The organism is Fontimonas sp. SYSU GA230001, from assembly GCF_040066175.1.
Taxonomy (GTDB): Bacteria; Pseudomonadota; Gammaproteobacteria; order Nevskiales; family Nevskiaceae; genus Solimonas.
This window is the reverse complement of record NZ_JBEAAM010000010.1, coordinates 63,099-78,365: the sequence shown is the minus strand read 5'-3', so window position 1 is coordinate 78,365 and position 15,267 is coordinate 63,099. Positions and strand designations below refer to the sequence as shown.

The following is a 15,267-nucleotide window of genomic DNA, read 5'->3' as shown; positions in this document are numbered from 1 at the left end:
TCCGATGAGCAGGACGACCCTCGCGCTGCTCGCCGCACTCGCCGCGCTGCCGGTCTGGGTCTGGCACTCCGATGTCGCACCGACGCCGGTGCAGTGGGCCCTGATCCGGAATTTGAGCCTGACGATGTTGGCGATCGCGCTGCTGTGTTTCGTCGTCGGCGAGCTCAGCGGCAACGTCAGCCAGGTGGACAAGCTGTGGAGCATCACGCCGCCGCTGTACGCGTGGCTGGCGACGGCGCAGGCCGGCTACGAGCCGCGCATGGTGCTGATGTCGGTGGTCGCGACGATCTGGGGCATCCGCCTCACGTACAACTTCTCGCGCCACGGCGGCTACAGCTGGAAGTTCTGGAGCGGCAACGAGGACTACCGCTGGGCGCACGTGCGCAGGAAGCGGGGGCTCGACAACCGGCTGGTGTGGACCGCGTTCCACTTCGGCTTCATCTGCCTGTACCAGAACGCCTTGCTGCTGCTGATCGCGCTGCCGGTGGTGTTGGTGCAGGGCACCGGTGCGCCGACGCTGCTCGACGTGCTGCTGGCCGCGCTGTTCCTCGGCCTGGTCGGGCTCGAGACCCTCGCCGACCAGCAGCAGTGGAACTTCCAGACCGAGAAGAAGCGCCGTCTCAAGTCGGGCGAGCCGCTCGACGGCGACTATGCGCGCGGCTTCATCACCTCCGGCCTGTGGGCGCACTCGCGCCATCCGAACTATTTCGCGGAGCAGTCGATCTGGGTCGTGTTCTTCCTGTTCAGCGTCGCCGCGACCGGCGCGTTCAACTGGAGCGTCATCGGCTGCCTGCTGCTGATCCTGCTGTTCCAGGGCAGTTCCAAGCTCAGCGAGAGCCTGCAGGCCGACAAGTACCCGGACTACCCGGAATACCAGCGCTGCGTGCCCCGATTCATTCCGTCCCTTCGCCCCTTCGCGCCGGTGCGCAGTCAGCGCGCCACCTGAGTCTGGCGGGCGCACCGTCGCGGACATTGATCCAGGACAAGTTTCTGCCACAGAGGCTGAGCTAGTCTGGAACCTCGATTCTCTATCGAGGAGTGCCTCTGCGATGAACGGCGGAGAGATCATCGGAGGGGTCTTGCGCGCACAGGGCGTGCGCTTCCTGTACACGCTGTGCGGTGGACACATCTCGCCGATCCTGGTCGGCGCCAAGCGGGCCGGCATCCGCGTCATCGACACGCGCCACGAGGCGACCGCCGTGTTCGCCGCCGACGCGACCGCGCGCCTGACCGGCGGAGTCGGCGTCGCCGTGGTGACCGCCGGGCCGGGCGTGACCAACACGCTGACCGCGATCGTCAACGCGCGTCTCGCGCAGTCGCCGGTCGTGCTGCTCGGCGGCGCGACGGCGACGGTGCTGCGCGGACGCGGCGCGCTGCAGGACATCGACCAGCTCGCGCTGATCCGCTCGTCCGTGAAATGGGCGGGCAAGGCCAAGCGCGTGCGCGATCTCGAACCGCTGCTGCGCGGCGCGATCCACATGGCCGCCGAGGGCACGCCCGGCCCCGTGTTCCTCGAATGCCCGGTCGATCTGCTCTACGACGAGGCGCTGGTGCGGTCCTGGTATGTCGCCAAGTCCACGCCGCGGCCCGGTGCGGGGCTCGCGGAACACGCGATCGCCGCCTACCTGCGGCTGCATCTGCGCCGCCAGTTCGCGCCGGCCGCGCCGCTTTCCGAGCAGCCCGAGACGATCGACGTGCCGGTGCCGGACGCGGGTGCGGTGCGGGCCGCGGCGGCACGTCTTGCCCGGGCGCAGCGGCCGCTGCTGCTGATCGGCAGCCAGGCGATGCTCGATGTCCCGGGCGTCGGTGCGCTGCGCGCCGCCGTCGAGAAGCTCGGCGTGCCCGTCTATCTGTCCGGCATGGCGCGTGGCCTGCTGGGCGCCGACCATCCGCTGCAGTTCCGGCACAAGCGGCGCGACGCGCTACGCGCCGCCGATCTGGTGATGCTCGCCGGCGTGCCCTGCGACTTCAGGCTCGACTATGGTGCGCACATCCGTCCGCGTGCCGCGCTGATCTCCGCCAATCGCAGCCGCGACGACCTGCGCCTCAACCGCCGGCCCGACATCGGCGTGCTCGCCGATGCTTCGCTGTTCCTGCGCGAACTGGCGCAGGCCGGCCCTGCGGCGGTGCCGGATCGCGCCGCGTGGTTCGCGGAACTGCGCACACGCGACGCCGAACGCGAGGCCGAGATCTTCTCGCAAGCTGCCGCCGCGTCGGATGCGCTGAACCCGCTGGCGCTGTGCAAGCAGATCGACGGCCAGCTCGCGGACGACAGCGTGATCGTCGCCGACGGCGGTGATTTCGTCGCCACCGCGTCGTACATCCTGCGCCCGCGCGGACCGCTGGGCTGGCTCGACCCCGGCGTGTTCGGCACGCTGGGCGTCGGCGCCGGCTTCGCGCTCGCGGCGAAGCTGTGCCGGCCGCAGGCGGAAGTGTGGGCGCTGTTCGGCGATGGCGCGCTCGGCTACAGCCTGATGGAGTTCGACAGCTTCGCGCGCCACGGCATTCCGCTGGTCGCGGTGGTCGGCAACGACGCCTGCTGGTCGCAGATCGCGCGCGAGCAGGTCGAGGTGCTCAAGGACGACGTCGGCTGTCCGCTGCGTCCGACGGATTACGACCGTGCCGCCGAGGGTCTGGGCGCGCGTGGCTTCGTCATCCGCAACAGCGGCGAAACCGATGCGGTGCTGACTGCGGCGCGTCAGGCCGCGCGCGCAGGCCAGCCGGTGCTGGTCAACGCGCTGCTTGGGGCCAGCGACTTCCGCAAGGGCTCGATCTCGATGTAAGCCGCGACGCGCGATCATTGGCGGGCTAGGGCCGACCGGAACGCGCCGCAGCGTAGGCACGGCACTCGCGCGCGGCGCGGCGGCAGGCTTCGGCACAGGCGGTGAAGTGATGCTGGCGCGAGGCCTGCGCCTCGCATTCCGCGGCGCAGGCCTCGCAGGCGCTGGCGGTGATCTCGCAGACCGCGCCGGCGAACGGACTGCCGTGGGACAGCAGCGAATGCGCGGTCTTGCACAGTTGCGCGCAGTCCAGGCTCAGCACGATGCAGCGGCGCAGCGCGGCGATGTCGGTCGCGTGCAGGCAGGCGTTCGCGCAGCGGTCGCAGGCGACGGCGGCCTGCACGCAGGCTTCGATGCAACTGGCGGCGTTGGAAACGGCAGCGGTGTTCATCGGCAGGTCTCCGGGCGAAGGGCGTGACAGCATCTTGCGAGGCATGCGACAGGGACGCAATCCACGATCCGGCCGGCGTTCAGTCGTCGATCAGCTGCTGGCCCGGAAACAGCTCCTCGTTGAAGCCGAAGTGGCGCAGGTCGCGGATGCGCATCGGGTAGAGGATGCCATCGAGGTGATCGCACTCGTGCTGCACGACGCGCGCGTGGAAGCCGGACACCTCGCGCTCGACGCGCGCGCCGTGCGCGTCATAACCCGCGTAGCGCAGGTGCGTGTATCGCGGCACCAGGCCGCGCAGGCCGGGCACGCTCAGGCAGCCTTCCCAGCCATCCTCCATCTCGTCGGACAGCGGCGTCAGCACGGGATTGCACAGCACGGTGAACGGCACCGCCTCGGCCTGCGGATAGCGCGGATTGCGCTCGACGCCGAAGATCACGACGCGCAGCGGCACGCCGATCTGTGGTGCGGCGAGGCCGGCGCCATTGGCGGCCGCCATCGTCTCGCGCAGGTCCACGATCAGCGCGTGCAGTTCCGGCGTGCCGAAGGATTCGACCGGCCGCGACGGCTGCAGCAGCCGCGGATCGCCCATGCGCAGGATGTCGCGGATCATGTCGGGAATCTCCTGTGCATCGCTCACGCCGCCTTGCTGACGCGGCTGAAGATCCACTCGTAGGCGCGCGACGGCAGCAGCGCACGCAGCAGCAGCGCGACGCGCTCGACCGGTGCGATCGCCAGGTGACGCAGTTTCGGATGGGGGTGCATGACGATCTCGTGCACCCGCTCGGCGAAGCGCGCCGGCGGCAATCCCTTGCGCTCATCCTCTTCCATCCACGCGATCGACGCGGCGCAGCGCTCGGCATAGACCGAGGCCTCGGTCCAGCCGGACGCGCGGCGCCGCGCGCCGGTGAAGCCGGTGGCGAAGTTGCCCGGCTCGATCGCAGCGACACGGATGCCCAGCGGCGCGACCTCGTAACGCAGCGCCTCGGTGTAGGCGTGCAGCGCCGCCTTGCTCGCACAGTAATAGCCCTGGAACGGCACCGGCAGCTGGTTGACCAGCGAGCTGACGTTGAGGATCAGGCCGCCGCCCTGCGCGCGCATCTGCGGCAGCACGCTGCGCACGACGCGCGTTGCACCGAAGAAATTGGTCTCGAACTGCGCCTTGGCCTCGTCGGTGGCGGTGTCCTCGATCGCCCCGGCGATGCCGAAACCTGCGCAGTTGATCAGCACGTCGATGCGCGGCTCGGATGCGCGAATGCGTGCGACCGCGGCGGTGACGGAGGCCTCGTCATCGACGTCCATCGCGACCGCCGTGCACGCGGCGACCGGCGCGGCGCGGCGGCTCGCGGCGTACACCCGATGGCCGGCGCCGGCCAGCCGTTCGGCGCAGGCACGGCCCAGTCCCGACGACGCGCCGGTGATCAGAATGGTCTTGTCCATGCCGCGCAGGGTAGCGCAGCCGTCGCGCCGCTCCTACGCCGGCCGGATCAGGACGTCCGGTGCCGGCAACCGCAGACTGCACGCACACCACGAGGAGAGCGACATGTCGGACCTGAATGGAAAAGTGGCCCTGATCACCGGCGCCGGCCAGGGCGTGGGTCAGGGGATCGCGTTTGCGCTGGCCTCTGCGGGCGCCGCAGTGGCGGTCACCGGGCGCACGAAATCCAAGCTCAATGCGACGGTGCAGGAGATCGAGCGGCGCGGCGGCAAGGCGCTCGCGGTCGAGTGCAACGTCCGCGATCCGAAATCGCTCGAACGCTGCGTCAACGCCGTCGTCGGCCATTTCGGCAAGCTCAACATTCTCGTCAACAACGCGCAGGAAGTGCCGCTGGGCGCGCTGCACTCCGTGTCCGACGAGGCCTTCGCCGCCGGCTGGGAGTCCGGCCCGCTGGCCACCTTCCGCCTGATGAAGCTGTGCCACCCGCATCTCAAGGGCGACGGCTGCATCGTCAACTTCGGCTCGTCCGCCGCCAAGCGCTGGGACATGGCCGGTTATGGCGCCTACGCCGCGGTCAAGGAAGCGATCCGCCAGCTCACCCGTGCCGCTGCCTGCGAATGGGCGCGCGACGGCATCCGCACCAACGCGATCCTGCCGCTCGCCGATTCGCCGGCGATGCAGTGGTGGACGCGCGAACGCCCGCAGGAGGCCGCGGCCTTCATCGCCACCGTGCCGCAGGGCCGCGTCGGGTCCTGCGAGGACGACATCGGCCGCTTCGTCGTCTCGCTGTGCTCGGACGAGTGCCGCTACATCAACGGCCAGTCGATCGGCGTCGATGGCGGACAGGCCTATCTGGGGTGAGCGGAACGGACGGGCATAAAGACTGGAGGCAGGGCACTGTTCGCGTCCGCCCGGTCCGTCCACTCTGGTCCGCCGCGTGCTGGTGAGGCCATGTCGCACTGTGTCATGCTGCCGCCCGTTCCTCCGGTCTCGGAGCGGCCGTCCCGAGCCATGCTCGATGCCTCCGGTGAAGCGGTGTTCTCGTCGGTGCTGCGCGCCCATCCGCTGCGTGCGCGCATCAGTGCCAGCCCGAGCTACTGCGACGACTGGACCGAGCGCGAGCCGGAAACCGAGTACGGGACCTTTCACCTGATCGACAGCGGCGTGTGCTGGGTGCGCTCGCCGGTGCTGGCGGCACCGCTGCGCCTGGCCGGTGGCGACCTGGTGGTCTTCCCCTCCGGCGCCGCGCATGTGCTGAGCAGCGCGCTGGACGCACGGCGTGGACCGGAGACGCGCTTCACCAGCATGTTGTGCGGTGAATTCGACTTCGCCACCGGCAAGCGCAACGCGATCGTCGAAGCGCTGCCGCCGTGCATCGTCGTGCGCGAGCAGGAGAGTGGCCTGCAGTTCCGCCAGCTCGCACAGCTGATGCTGCACGAGGCGCGCAGCAGCTCGTTCGGCAGTGCCGCGGTGCTCGACAAGATGGCCGACACGCTGTTCGTCATGGCGGTGCGCCACCACATCGAGCACTCCACCGAGCGGCGCGGCGTGCTCGCCGCGCTGGTCGATCCTAAGCTGGCGCCCGCCCTGGAGGCGATGCACACGCGGCCCGGGTACGAGTGGACGGTGGCCGATCTCGCCGGACTGGCGCACCTGTCGCGCACCGGGTTTGCGCAGCACTTCACCAGCGTGCTCGGTCTCGGGCCGATCGAATACCTCACGCGCTGGCGCATGACCGAGGCCCGGCGCCTGCTCGCCGAGCCGCGCATGTCGGTGGCCGCCGTCGCCGATCGCCTCGGTTACCGCACGGAAGCCGCATTCCGCCGCGCCTTCAAGCGGGTGACCGGCACCGGACCCGGCCGCGTGCGCCGCGGCGCGCGCGCCGACGCGCCGGCCGGATAGCGCGACCGCCGCAAGACTCCGGGCCGGCGCCGCGCGACACCGCGCCCGCGGGCGTGCCCGCACTCGGCTGAACGGATGACGCGCGCCCGCCACGACGTTCTACACTGCCGCCCCATGAACGCCGATACCACGACCCTGCAGCGCGCCACGCCGTCCTGGGACGGTGCCGTGCCGCCGCTCAAGCCGGTCACGATCAGCCTGCGCAGCCGTATCATCGTCTGGCTGCTGAAGCGCCTGCTGCGCCCTTTCCTCGGCTGGGTCGTGCGCGGCTCGCACGTGCGCATCGCGCGCGTGCAGCTGGCGCTGGCCAGCCAGGTGTGCAAGGACAGCAGCGGGCTGGCGCAGGACTACCGCGTCGTCGGCCGCGTGCCCGGCCATGTGCTCGGCGACCTGCGCGACACGCACAAGCCGGCGATCCTGTATCTGCATGGCGGCGCGTTCCTGATGCCGGCGGTGCCGCAGACGCACGTGTGGCTGCTCGGCCGCCTGTGCCGCGAGCTGGACGCGGTCGGCTTCATGGCGGATTACCGGCTGGCGCCGGCGGCAAAGTTCCCGGCGGCGCTCGACGACTGCGAGCGCGCCTACCGCGCGCTGCTCGAACTCGGCTTCGATGCGAGGAAGATCGTCATCGCCGGCGAGTCGGCCGGCGGCAACCTGACGCTGGGCGTGCTGCAGCGCATCCGCAAGGCGGGTCTGCCGATGCCCTGCTGCGCGGTGCCGATCTCGCCGGCGACCGAATTGGGCCGCATCCATGCGCCGCCGTCGCGCGCGCTCAAGCGCAAACGCGATCCGATCCTGCCGATCGCCGCACTGGCGCGCGTGGACGAGATGTACGCCGGCGACTGGGATGCCTCCGATCCGGAGCTGTCGCCGCTGTACGCGGACCTGACCGGCTTCCCGCCGCTGTACCTGCTGGCCAGCGACAACGAGGTGTTGCTCGACGACACCGTGCTGCTGGCACGGCGCGCGCGCGAGGCGGGGCTGAAGGTCAAGCTGGACGTCTGGCCGGCGCTGCCGCACGCGTTCCCGCTGTTCGAGGCGCTGTTCCCCGAGGTGCGCGAGGCGCGCAAGGACATGGTCGCGTTCATGCGCGAGCACATCGGGCGATGAGGAATTGCTGGCCTCTGCGCGGTGCGGCAGAGGGATGTTGACGCGAGGGGAGATGGACGTGAGCCGCTATCAGGACGAATACCGCCGCGCTCTGGCGGACCCGCAGGCGTTCTGGGCCGAGCAGGCCGGGCATCTGCGCTGGCACCGGCGCTGGGACCGCGTGCTGGAGGAATCGCCGCAGCCGCATCCGCACAAGACCTTCCGCTGGTTCGCCGGCGCGCAGTTCAACACCTGCCACAACGCGCTCGACCGTCACGTCGATGGCGGTCGCGCCGAGCAGGCCGCGCTGATCTACGACAGCCCGGTGACCGGCACGGTGCGCACATACAGCTACCGCGAGCTGCGCGACGCGGTGGCGCGCTTCGCCGGCGCGCTCGTCGCGCAGGGCGTGAAGCCCGGTGAGCGCGTGATCATCTACATGCCGATGGTGCCCGAGGCGGCGATCGCGATGCTGGCCTGTGCGCGCATCGGCGCGGTGCACTCGGTGGTGTTCGGCGGTTTCGCCGCGCCGGAGCTGGCCAAGCGCATCGACGACGCCCGGCCGGTGCTGGTCGTCTCGGCGTCCTGCGGCATCGAGCCGGGCCGCATCGTCGAGTACAAGCCGCTGCTCGACCAGGCGCTGGAGCAGTCCGCGCACCGGGTCGCGCGCTGCATCATCCTGCAGCGACCGCAGTGCGCGGCGCAGCTGGTGGCCGGCCGCGATCTCGACTGGAACGATGCCGTCGCCGCAGCAAGGCCCGCCGACTGCGTGCCGGTCGTTTCGACCGACCCGCTGTACGTGCTCTACACCTCCGGCACCACCGGCAAGCCCAAGGGCGTCGTGCGTGATCACGGCGGCCATGCGGTGGCGCTGCACTACTCGATGCGCGCCGTCTACAACGTCAAGCCCGGCGAAGTGTTCTGGGCGGCGTCGGACGTCGGCTGGGTGGTGGGCCACTCGTACATCGTCTATGCGCCGCTGCTGCTCGGTTGCACGACGGTTCTCTACGAAGGCAAGCCGGTTGGCACGCCGGACGCCGGTGCGTTCTGGCGCGTGATCGGCCAGCACCGCGTGCAGACCTTCTTCACCGCGCCGACCGCCTTCCGCGCGATCAAGAAGGAAGACCCGCGCGGCGAACTGCTGCACAAGTACGACCTTTCCTGCCTGCGCACGCTGTTCCTCGCCGGCGAGCGCTCCGACCCGGACACGATCCAGTGGGCGCAGCAGATGCTCAAGGTGCCGGTGGTCGATCACTGGTGGCAGACCGAGCTCGGCTGGCCGGCGATCGCCAACTGCCAGGGGCTCTCAGCGATGCCGGTCAAGCCGGGCTCGGCGACGGTGCCGGTGCCGGGTTTCGATCTGCGCGTGCTCGACGTCGATGGCCGGCCGCAGCCGGCCGGCGAGATCGGCAATCTGGTGCTCAAGCTGCCGCTGCCGCCGGGCACGCTGACGACGATGTGGAACAACGAGGCCGGCTATCGCGAGCACTACCTGACGTGCTATCCGGGCTATTACCTCACCGGCGATGCCGGCTACATCGACGCCGACGGCTACGCCTGGATCATGTCGCGCATCGACGACATCATCAACGTCGCCGGCCATCGCCTGTCCACCGGCGCGATGGAAGAAGTCCTCGCCGGTCATCCGGACGTCGCCGAGTGCGCGGTGATCGGCATCGCCGATGCGATGAAGGGCCAGCTGCCGCTGGGCCTGGTCGTGCTCAAGGCCGGCGTCAGCCGGCCGGCTGCGGACATCCAGAAGGAACTGGTCGCGCGCGTGCGCGAACAGATCGGCGCGGTCGCCGCGTTCAAGACGGCGCTGATCGTGCCGCGCCTGCCCAAGACCCGCTCCGGCAAGGTGTTGCGCGCGACGATGCGCGCGATCGCCGACGGCCAGCCCTATACCGTGCCGGCGACCATCGACGACCCGCGCATCCTCGACGAGATCGGAGCCGTGCTGAGGCGCTGACGCCGGTGCGGCCGGTGGCCGTGCGACAATCCGCGCATGCAGACTTCCCGACGATCGGTTCTCATCACCGGTGGTGGCAGCGGCCTGGGTGCCGCGGTCGCGCGCCGGCTGGCAGACCACGGCTGGCGCGTGGCGGTGGCCGGGCGGCGTGAGGACCCGCTGCGGGCGCTCGTGGCCGAGATCGGCGCGCAGGCGCTGCCGCTGGACGTCACCGACGCGGATGCGGTCGAGGCGGCGATCCGCGGCTTCGCGCCGGACGCACTGGTGTGCAGTGCGGCGATCCTCGGCCGCGGCGCGGTCTGGGACGCGCTGACGCCGCAGCGCTTCGCCGAAGTGATGGCGATCAACGTGGGCGGAACCTTCCACGCCTGTCGCGCGGCGATGCGGCTGTGGCGCGAGCGGAATGTGCCCGGCGACATCGTCAATGTCTCGTCGCTGGGCGGGCTGCGCGGCATGCAGCGTTTCGCCGGCTTCGGCGCCTACGCGACGTCCAAGCACGCCGTCGTCGGCCTGACCGAGGCGCTGGCGCTCGAAGGCAAGCCGCACGGCATCCGTGTCAACGCCATCGCGCCGGGCACGATGCGCACCGACATGGTCGGCGCGCTGGGCCTGCTGCCGAAGACCACGCCCGAGGAGATCGCGCCGACCGTCGAGTTCCTGCTCGACCGCGAGCGCGCCGGCCCGATCACCGGAACCACCGTCGAGATTCACTGCAATGACGACTGAAGGCGCCCCGATCGTCTATCTGACGCGCCGCGAGACCTTTTGTGCCGGTCACCGGCTGTGGTCGGCCGGACTGAGCGATGCCGACAACCGCGCGCTGTTCGGTCCCTGCGCCTACGACCACGGCCACGGGCATAATTACGTGCTGGAAGTGACGCTGCGCGGACCGATCGACCCGGTCACCGGTGTCGTCGTCAATCTGACCGAGGTCCGCGATGCCACGCGCGCGCTGATCCTGGAAGACGTCGATCACCGGCACCTGAACCACGATTCGGTGCTGTGCCGTGGCATCAACCCGACGGTGGAGAATCTGGCGGTGCTGTTCTGGAATGTGCTGCACGAGCGCTTCGGCGACCTGATGTACGAGGTGCGCCTGCACGAGACCGAGAAGAACTGGGCAGTGTACCGCGGGGAGCGCGGCGCATGATCCTGCGTGTGCTCCAGGCGATCGCGGTGACGTCGCTCACGCTATTCGTGCTGGTCAGCTGCGGCCACGGACCGGGTGCGCAGAACGACTATTCTGCCGAGCCGGCGCTCGAAACGAGTGCGGACCTTCTCGAAAAGTCGCTGATCTGCACGCCGTTCGAGCACCCGGACAAGCCTGCGGTGCTGCTGGTGCACGGCACTTTCACGGCCGGCTTCGAGCAATACGACTGGACTTGGCTGCCGCTGCTGGCGCAGAACGGTTACGACGTCTGCACGGTGACCTACCCGGACCGCGGCCTCAACGACATGCAGGTGTCCGCCGAGTACGTGGTCCATGCGCTGCGCCGCATGCGCGAGGAGACAGGGCGCAAGGTCGCGCTGATCGGCCACAGCCAGGGTGTCGCGGTGCCGCGCTGGGCGCTCAAGTGGTGGCCCTCGGCGCGCGACGCCGTCGATGATTTCGTGATGCTCGCCGGCCCGAATCACGGCACCGATCAGGCGACGATGGGCGGCCTGTTCCCGTTGCTCAGTGCGGTGGGGCTGGTGCCGGAAGTGATCTACCAGTTCGCGCCGGACTCGAAGTTCATGCAGGCGACCAACGCCGGCGACGAGACGCCGGGCGACATCTCCTACACGGCGATCTACACGCAGTTCGACGAGCTGGTGCAGCCGGTGTCGCCGGTGCCGACCGCGGCGATCGACTTCGGGCTGGACAACCCGAAGGTGACCAACGTCCTGATCCAGGACATCTGCCCCGGACGCTTCGTCGATCACGTCACCATCGGTCTGACCGACCGGCTGACCTTCGACTTGATGCTCGATGCGCTGGCGCATCCGGGGCCGGCGAACGTCGAACGCGCCGGCGGCGCGGCACTGTGCGGCCGGGTGCCCATCGTGCCCGACCAGATCGTCGCCTCGGCGGCGGTGCAGAACATGATCGGCGTGCTACGGCAGGAACCGGCCAACGGCCTGGCGCAGCCGCATTTCGCCAGTGAGGAGCCGCCGCTCAAGCCCTACGCTCAGGGCGCCTTGACAGCGGGCGGGCCGTGATCGCGTAGGAGCGGATTCAGCCGCGGCAACCGCACCGGAAGGCGCTCTACACCAAACGATGGATGCTGCGGCGGACATGCGCCGCGATACTGATGCAGGTATCAGGGAGATGCGGGACATGACGGAGGCGGCGTTGCGGACGGTGATCATCGTCGGTGGCGGGCAGGCCGGCGGTGAAGCTGCTGCGGAACTGCGCAAGCTCGGGTTCGACGGCCGCGTGCTGATCGTCGGCGAAGAACCCTTCCTGCCGTACAAGCGCCCGCCGCTGTCCAAGGCCTATCTCGCCGGCGCGGTGGGCGAAGAGTCGCTGTACATGATGCAGCAGGCGAGCCTGGACAAGGCGAGGATCGAGTATCGCGGCGGTGCGCGTGTCGCGCGCATCGATCGCGTGGCCAGGCAGGTCGAACTCGCCGACGGCAGCCGCATCGGCTACGACAAGCTGGTGCTCGCCACCGGCGGCCGCGCGCGGCCGATCCCGGTGCCGGGCGCCGACCGCCCCAACGTGTTCATGCTGCGCACGATCGCCGACGTGCAGGCGATCCGCGCACGCTGCGGCGAGGGCAGGCGCGTGACCATCGTCGGCGGCGGCTTCATCGGTCTGGAAGCGGCCGCGGTACTGGTCAAGCACGGGCTCAAGGTCACCGTGCTCGAAGGTCTGCCGCGCGTGCTCGCGCGCGTGACCTGTCCCGAAGTTTCCGTCTTCTACGAGCGCGTGCACCGCGAGACCGGCGTCGATCTGCGCACCGGGGTCGCCGTCGCCGCCTTCGAGGGCGAGCCGGACGTCACGCGCGTGCGCCTGGCCGACGGCGGCCACGTCGATACCGACCTGGTCATCGTCGGCATCGGCGTGATCCCGAACGTCGAGCTGGCGCAGGACGCGGGGCTGACGGTCGATAACGGCATCGTCGTGGACGAGCACGCACGCACCGCCGATCCGGACATCTACGCGGCCGGGGACTGCACCAACCATCCGAGCGCCTTCCTCGGCCGCCGCGTGCGCCTGGAGTCGGTGCAGAACGCGATGGAGCAGGCGCGTGCCGCGGCGCGCAACCTGCTCGGCAAGACCGAGTCCTACCAGATGGTGCCGTGGTTCTGGTCCGATCAGTACGACCTCAAGCTGCAGATGGTCGGCATCTCCACCGGCTACGACCGCGTCGTGCTGCGCGGCGATCCGGCCACGCAGCGCAACTTCGCGGTGTTCTATCTGGACAAGGCCGGGCACCTGATCGCGGCCGACACGGTGACGCGGCCGCAGGACTTCATGTTCGCCAAGAAGCTCGTCGCCGCGAAAGCGGTGATCGATCCAGCGCAGCTCGCCGACGAGACCGTCGCGCTCAAGACGCTGGTGTCGTCCTGACCAGAAGAACGGCGCCGTCCGTGGCGCGGACGATCGAGACCAGCAACAGCTCATGACCAGGATCACGTTCATCGCGCCGGGCAAGGGCGAGTATCACGTCGAGGCCCAGCCCGGGCAATCGGTGATGGAGGCCGCCACCGGCAATCTGGTGCCGGGCATCATCGGCGAGTGTGGTGGGTCCTGCGCCTGCGCGACCTGCCATGTGTATGTCGATGAAGCCTGGATCGCGCGGCTGCCACCGCCCGACGAGATGGAGAAGGGCATGCTCGAGGGCGCGGTCGATCCCGGGCCGCTGAGCCGGCTGTCCTGCCAGATCCGGATCACCGACGCGCTCGACGGGCTGGTGCTGCGCATTCCCGAGGGGCAGCTATGAATCTCGCGTTGCCACGCATGCCGGTGCTCTCGTTCGGACGTCCGACGCGCGTCGTCGTGCCGCGCAAGCTCGCGGAGCACACGCGCATCGATGCCGCCGCCGAGTGCGATCCGCGCGACGTCGGCCTCGACCCGAAAGCGGTCGCGGGAATCTGGACCGCGGTCGAACGCCTGTACCGCACCGGCCTGCAGCCGGCGATCACGCTGGTGCTGCGCCGCCGTGGCCGCATCGTGCTCAAGCGCTCGATCGGCTGCCTGCGCGGCAACGGCCCCGGCGAACGCGGGCCGCTGGTGCCGCTGTCGCCGGATACGCCGATCTGCCTGTTCTCGGCGTCCAAGGCGATCAGCGCGCTGCTGATCCACAAGCTCGCCGAGCAAGGCAAGCTGCGGCTCGAAGACCTGGTCGTCGATTACATCCCGGAGTTCGGCGCGCACGGCAAGCACCGCGTGACCATCCGCCAGCTGCTGGCGCACCGCGCCGGCGTGCCGGCGCTACCGGACGACGTCGATCCGTCGCCGGAACTGCTGCGCGACTGGGATCGCTGCGTGCGCATGCTGTGTGAGGCCAAGCCGTTCGACGTGCATTTCGAGCGCCAGGCCTACCACGCGCTGACCGCCGGGTACATCGTCGGCGAACTGGTGCGCCGGGTCGGGCAGATCGATCTGCACGACGCGCTCAACGGCTGGCTGGCCAGGCCGCTGGGCTGTCGCCATCTGACCTACGGACTGCCGGAGGCCCGGCGCGACGATGCGCCGCATCACTGGATGACCGGACCGCGTCCGCTCGGCCCGCTGGCGCGGCTGGCCAAGGACATTCTCGGCGTCGAGTTCGACGTGGCGACCGCGGCGTCGAACACTGATGCCTTCCTGTCGTCGGTGGTCCCGGCCGGCAACATCTACGCCACGGCCGATGACGCCAGCCGCGTGTTCCAGATGCTGCTCGACGGCGGCGAGTTCGGCGGCGTGCGCGTGCTGCAGCCCCACACGGTCAGGGAAGCGATCCATCCGGTCGGACGCATCCAGTGGGACGCCACGCTGCATTTCCCGATCCGCTTCTCGGCCGGCTTCATGCTCGGCGAAGAACCGTTCGGACTGTTCGGACCGCACTGCGGCGAGGCGTTCGGGCATCTCGGCTTCATGACCGTCCTGTGCTGGGCCGATCCGCGGCGCGACATCTCCGTCGCCATGCTCAACACCGGCAAGTCGATCGCGCCGATGGGCCTGCTGCGCACGGTCGGCGTGATGAACGCGATCGCGCATGCGTGCAAGCCGGTCTGATACGCTGTCGCCGAGCGGCGGCCGTGCCGCCGGTACCGGAGTGCTCCGATGAAACGATGGCTTGCTTCTCTGCTGGCGCTGACCTTCGGCGCGCCCGCCCTGGCCGATACGACGCCGCAGCCGGGGCAGTGGGAATACAGCATCAAGATGGAAATGCCGGGCATGCCGTTCGCGATGCCGCCGATGTCGGTCAAGCAGTGCCTGACCGAAACCGACGCCAAGCGCGGCGCCGTGTACACGGACCAGAAGAGCGACTGCAAGGTCGAGAATCTCAAGCAGTCCGGTGGCAAGGTCAGCTACGACGTGGTGTGCACCGGCGAGCACGCCGTCAAGGGCCATTACGAATTCACGGTCACGCCGACCAGCCTCGACGGCGTCGGCACGATGGACGTGCAGGGCCAGACCATGCGCCACGTCATGTCCGGGAAGTATCTGGGGCCCTGCGGCAAGTAGCCCGCACCGCCACGCCGTGGCGGGGAGCATGGGACGCAGGAC

The 15,267-nt window shown here is 69.8% G+C and carries 16 protein-coding genes; 13 read left to right on the top strand and 3 right to left on the bottom strand.

Translation table 11 applies throughout. The features are described 5' to 3' along the window. Nucleotides 1–4 precede the first annotated feature (4 nt). Both AAG565_RS06605 and AAG565_RS06600 read left to right on the top strand, forming a co-directional pair. Complete coding sequence (locus AAG565_RS06605; RefSeq protein WP_348818769.1) at nucleotides 5–946, top strand: DUF1295 domain-containing protein; 942 nt, start codon at nucleotides 5–7, stop codon at nucleotides 944–946. Nucleotides 947–1,049: 103 nt separating this feature from the next. Next, nucleotides 1,050–2,783 carry a thiamine pyrophosphate-binding protein gene (locus AAG565_RS06600; RefSeq protein ID WP_348818768.1) on the top strand — a complete coding sequence of 578 codons (1,734 nt, stop codon included), beginning with the start codon at nucleotides 1,050–1,052 and terminating at the stop codon, nucleotides 2,781–2,783. A 25-nt stretch (nucleotides 2,784–2,808) separates the two neighbouring features. On the opposite strand, the gene AAG565_RS06595 is transcribed toward AAG565_RS06600, so the two are convergent. From AAG565_RS06595 to AAG565_RS06585, 3 genes are all read right to left on the bottom strand, one after another. After that, nucleotides 2,809–3,171, bottom strand: a complete 363-nt coding sequence (locus AAG565_RS06595; RefSeq protein ID WP_348818767.1) for a four-helix bundle copper-binding protein — start codon at nucleotides 3,169–3,171, stop codon at nucleotides 2,809–2,811. A 79-nt stretch (nucleotides 3,172–3,250) separates the two neighbouring features. After that, nucleotides 3,251–3,781 carry a peptide deformylase gene (gene def / locus AAG565_RS06590; protein ID WP_348818820.1) on the bottom strand — a complete coding sequence of 177 codons (531 nt, stop codon included), beginning with the start codon at nucleotides 3,779–3,781 and terminating at the stop codon, nucleotides 3,251–3,253. 23 nt (nucleotides 3,782–3,804) lie between these two features. Further along, complete coding sequence (locus AAG565_RS06585) at nucleotides 3,805–4,608, bottom strand: SDR family oxidoreductase (protein WP_348818766.1); 804 nt, start codon at nucleotides 4,606–4,608, stop codon at nucleotides 3,805–3,807. A gap of 103 nt (nucleotides 4,609–4,711) precedes the next feature. Between AAG565_RS06585 and AAG565_RS06580 the strand changes: the two genes are divergently transcribed. The 11 genes from AAG565_RS06580 (at nucleotide 4,712) to AAG565_RS06530 (ending at nucleotide 15,225) form a co-directional block, all read left to right on the top strand. Continuing rightward, complete coding sequence (locus AAG565_RS06580) at nucleotides 4,712–5,467, top strand: SDR family oxidoreductase (RefSeq protein WP_348818765.1); 756 nt, start codon at nucleotides 4,712–4,714, stop codon at nucleotides 5,465–5,467. A 150-nt stretch (nucleotides 5,468–5,617) separates the two neighbouring features. Then, on the top strand, nucleotides 5,618–6,508 hold the full coding sequence (locus AAG565_RS06575; RefSeq protein WP_348818764.1) for an AraC family transcriptional regulator: 891 nt from the start codon (nucleotides 5,618–5,620) through the stop codon (nucleotides 6,506–6,508). A 114-nt stretch (nucleotides 6,509–6,622) separates the two neighbouring features. Continuing rightward, nucleotides 6,623–7,618 (top strand): alpha/beta hydrolase, encoded by a 996-nt coding sequence (locus AAG565_RS06570; RefSeq protein ID WP_348818763.1) that lies wholly within the window; start codon nucleotides 6,623–6,625, stop codon nucleotides 7,616–7,618. A 52-nt stretch (nucleotides 7,619–7,670) separates the two neighbouring features. Then, nucleotides 7,671–9,566 (top strand): propionyl-CoA synthetase, encoded by a 1,896-nt coding sequence (locus tag AAG565_RS06565; RefSeq protein WP_348818762.1) that lies wholly within the window; start codon nucleotides 7,671–7,673, stop codon nucleotides 9,564–9,566. Nucleotides 9,567–9,602: 36 nt separating this feature from the next. Beyond that, the gene (locus tag AAG565_RS06560; protein ID WP_348818761.1) at nucleotides 9,603–10,292 is read left to right on the top strand and encodes an SDR family oxidoreductase; all 690 of its coding nucleotides are present in this window, start codon (nucleotides 9,603–9,605) and stop codon (nucleotides 10,290–10,292) included. Continuing rightward, nucleotides 10,282–10,716 (top strand): 6-carboxytetrahydropterin synthase, encoded by a 435-nt coding sequence (locus AAG565_RS06555; RefSeq protein ID WP_348818760.1) that lies wholly within the window; start codon nucleotides 10,282–10,284, stop codon nucleotides 10,714–10,716. The genes AAG565_RS06560 and AAG565_RS06555 overlap by 11 nt, the downstream gene beginning before the upstream one ends. After that, on the top strand, nucleotides 10,713–11,765 hold the full coding sequence (locus tag AAG565_RS06550) for an alpha/beta fold hydrolase (protein WP_348818759.1): 1,053 nt from the start codon (nucleotides 10,713–10,715) through the stop codon (nucleotides 11,763–11,765). The genes AAG565_RS06555 and AAG565_RS06550 overlap by 4 nt, the downstream gene beginning before the upstream one ends. Before the next feature lie 118 nt (nucleotides 11,766–11,883). Then, the gene (locus tag AAG565_RS06545; RefSeq protein WP_348818819.1) at nucleotides 11,884–13,122 is read left to right on the top strand and encodes an FAD-dependent oxidoreductase; all 1,239 of its coding nucleotides are present in this window, start codon (nucleotides 11,884–11,886) and stop codon (nucleotides 13,120–13,122) included. A 52-nt stretch (nucleotides 13,123–13,174) separates the two neighbouring features. Then, nucleotides 13,175–13,495: a 2Fe-2S iron-sulfur cluster-binding protein gene (locus tag AAG565_RS06540; protein ID WP_348818758.1), complete on the top strand. Its 321-nt coding sequence runs from the start codon at nucleotides 13,175–13,177 to the stop codon at nucleotides 13,493–13,495. After that, nucleotides 13,492–14,772, top strand: coding sequence for a serine hydrolase domain-containing protein (locus AAG565_RS06535; protein WP_348818757.1), 1,281 nt, complete (start codon nucleotides 13,492–13,494; stop codon nucleotides 14,770–14,772). Before AAG565_RS06540 ends, AAG565_RS06535 begins: the two co-directional genes overlap by 4 nt. 48 nt (nucleotides 14,773–14,820) lie before the next feature. Then, nucleotides 14,821–15,225, top strand: a complete 405-nt coding sequence (locus tag AAG565_RS06530; RefSeq protein WP_348818756.1) for a DUF3617 domain-containing protein — start codon at nucleotides 14,821–14,823, stop codon at nucleotides 15,223–15,225. The last annotated feature ends 42 nt before the right edge of the window (nucleotides 15,226–15,267 follow it).

Excerpts from the sequence above, each read along its gene's own strand:
- AAG565_RS06535 (WP_348818757.1), top strand. The coding sequence starts at position 13,492 with ATGAATCTCGCGTTGCCACGCATGCCGGTGCTCTCGTTCGGACGTCCG.
- AAG565_RS06575 (WP_348818764.1), top strand. The coding sequence starts at position 5,618 with ATGCTCGATGCCTCCGGTGAAGCGGTGTTCTCGTCGGTGCTGCGCGCC.
- AAG565_RS06595 (WP_348818767.1), bottom strand. The coding sequence starts at position 3,171 with ATGAACACCGCTGCCGTTTCCAACGCCGCCAGTTGCATCGAAGCCTGC.
- def (WP_348818820.1), bottom strand. The coding sequence starts at position 3,781 with ATGATCCGCGACATCCTGCGCATGGGCGATCCGCGGCTGCTGCAGCCG.
- AAG565_RS06545 (WP_348818819.1), top strand. The coding sequence starts at position 11,884 with ATGACGGAGGCGGCGTTGCGGACGGTGATCATCGTCGGTGGCGGGCAG.
- AAG565_RS06550 (WP_348818759.1), top strand. The coding sequence starts at position 10,713 with ATGATCCTGCGTGTGCTCCAGGCGATCGCGGTGACGTCGCTCACGCTA.
- AAG565_RS06555 (WP_348818760.1), top strand. The coding sequence starts at position 10,282 with ATGACGACTGAAGGCGCCCCGATCGTCTATCTGACGCGCCGCGAGACC.
- AAG565_RS06570 (WP_348818763.1), top strand. The coding sequence starts at position 6,623 with ATGAACGCCGATACCACGACCCTGCAGCGCGCCACGCCGTCCTGGGAC.
- AAG565_RS06580 (WP_348818765.1), top strand. The coding sequence starts at position 4,712 with ATGTCGGACCTGAATGGAAAAGTGGCCCTGATCACCGGCGCCGGCCAG.
- AAG565_RS06560 (WP_348818761.1), top strand. The coding sequence starts at position 9,603 with ATGCAGACTTCCCGACGATCGGTTCTCATCACCGGTGGTGGCAGCGGC.
- AAG565_RS06530 (WP_348818756.1), top strand. The coding sequence starts at position 14,821 with ATGAAACGATGGCTTGCTTCTCTGCTGGCGCTGACCTTCGGCGCGCCC.
- AAG565_RS06585 (WP_348818766.1), bottom strand. The coding sequence starts at position 4,608 with ATGGACAAGACCATTCTGATCACCGGCGCGTCGTCGGGACTGGGCCGT.
- AAG565_RS06565 (WP_348818762.1), top strand. The coding sequence starts at position 7,671 with ATGGACGTGAGCCGCTATCAGGACGAATACCGCCGCGCTCTGGCGGAC.
- AAG565_RS06605 (WP_348818769.1), top strand. The coding sequence starts at position 5 with ATGAGCAGGACGACCCTCGCGCTGCTCGCCGCACTCGCCGCGCTGCCG.
- AAG565_RS06600 (WP_348818768.1), top strand. The coding sequence starts at position 1,050 with ATGAACGGCGGAGAGATCATCGGAGGGGTCTTGCGCGCACAGGGCGTG.
- AAG565_RS06540 (WP_348818758.1), top strand. The coding sequence starts at position 13,175 with ATGACCAGGATCACGTTCATCGCGCCGGGCAAGGGCGAGTATCACGTC.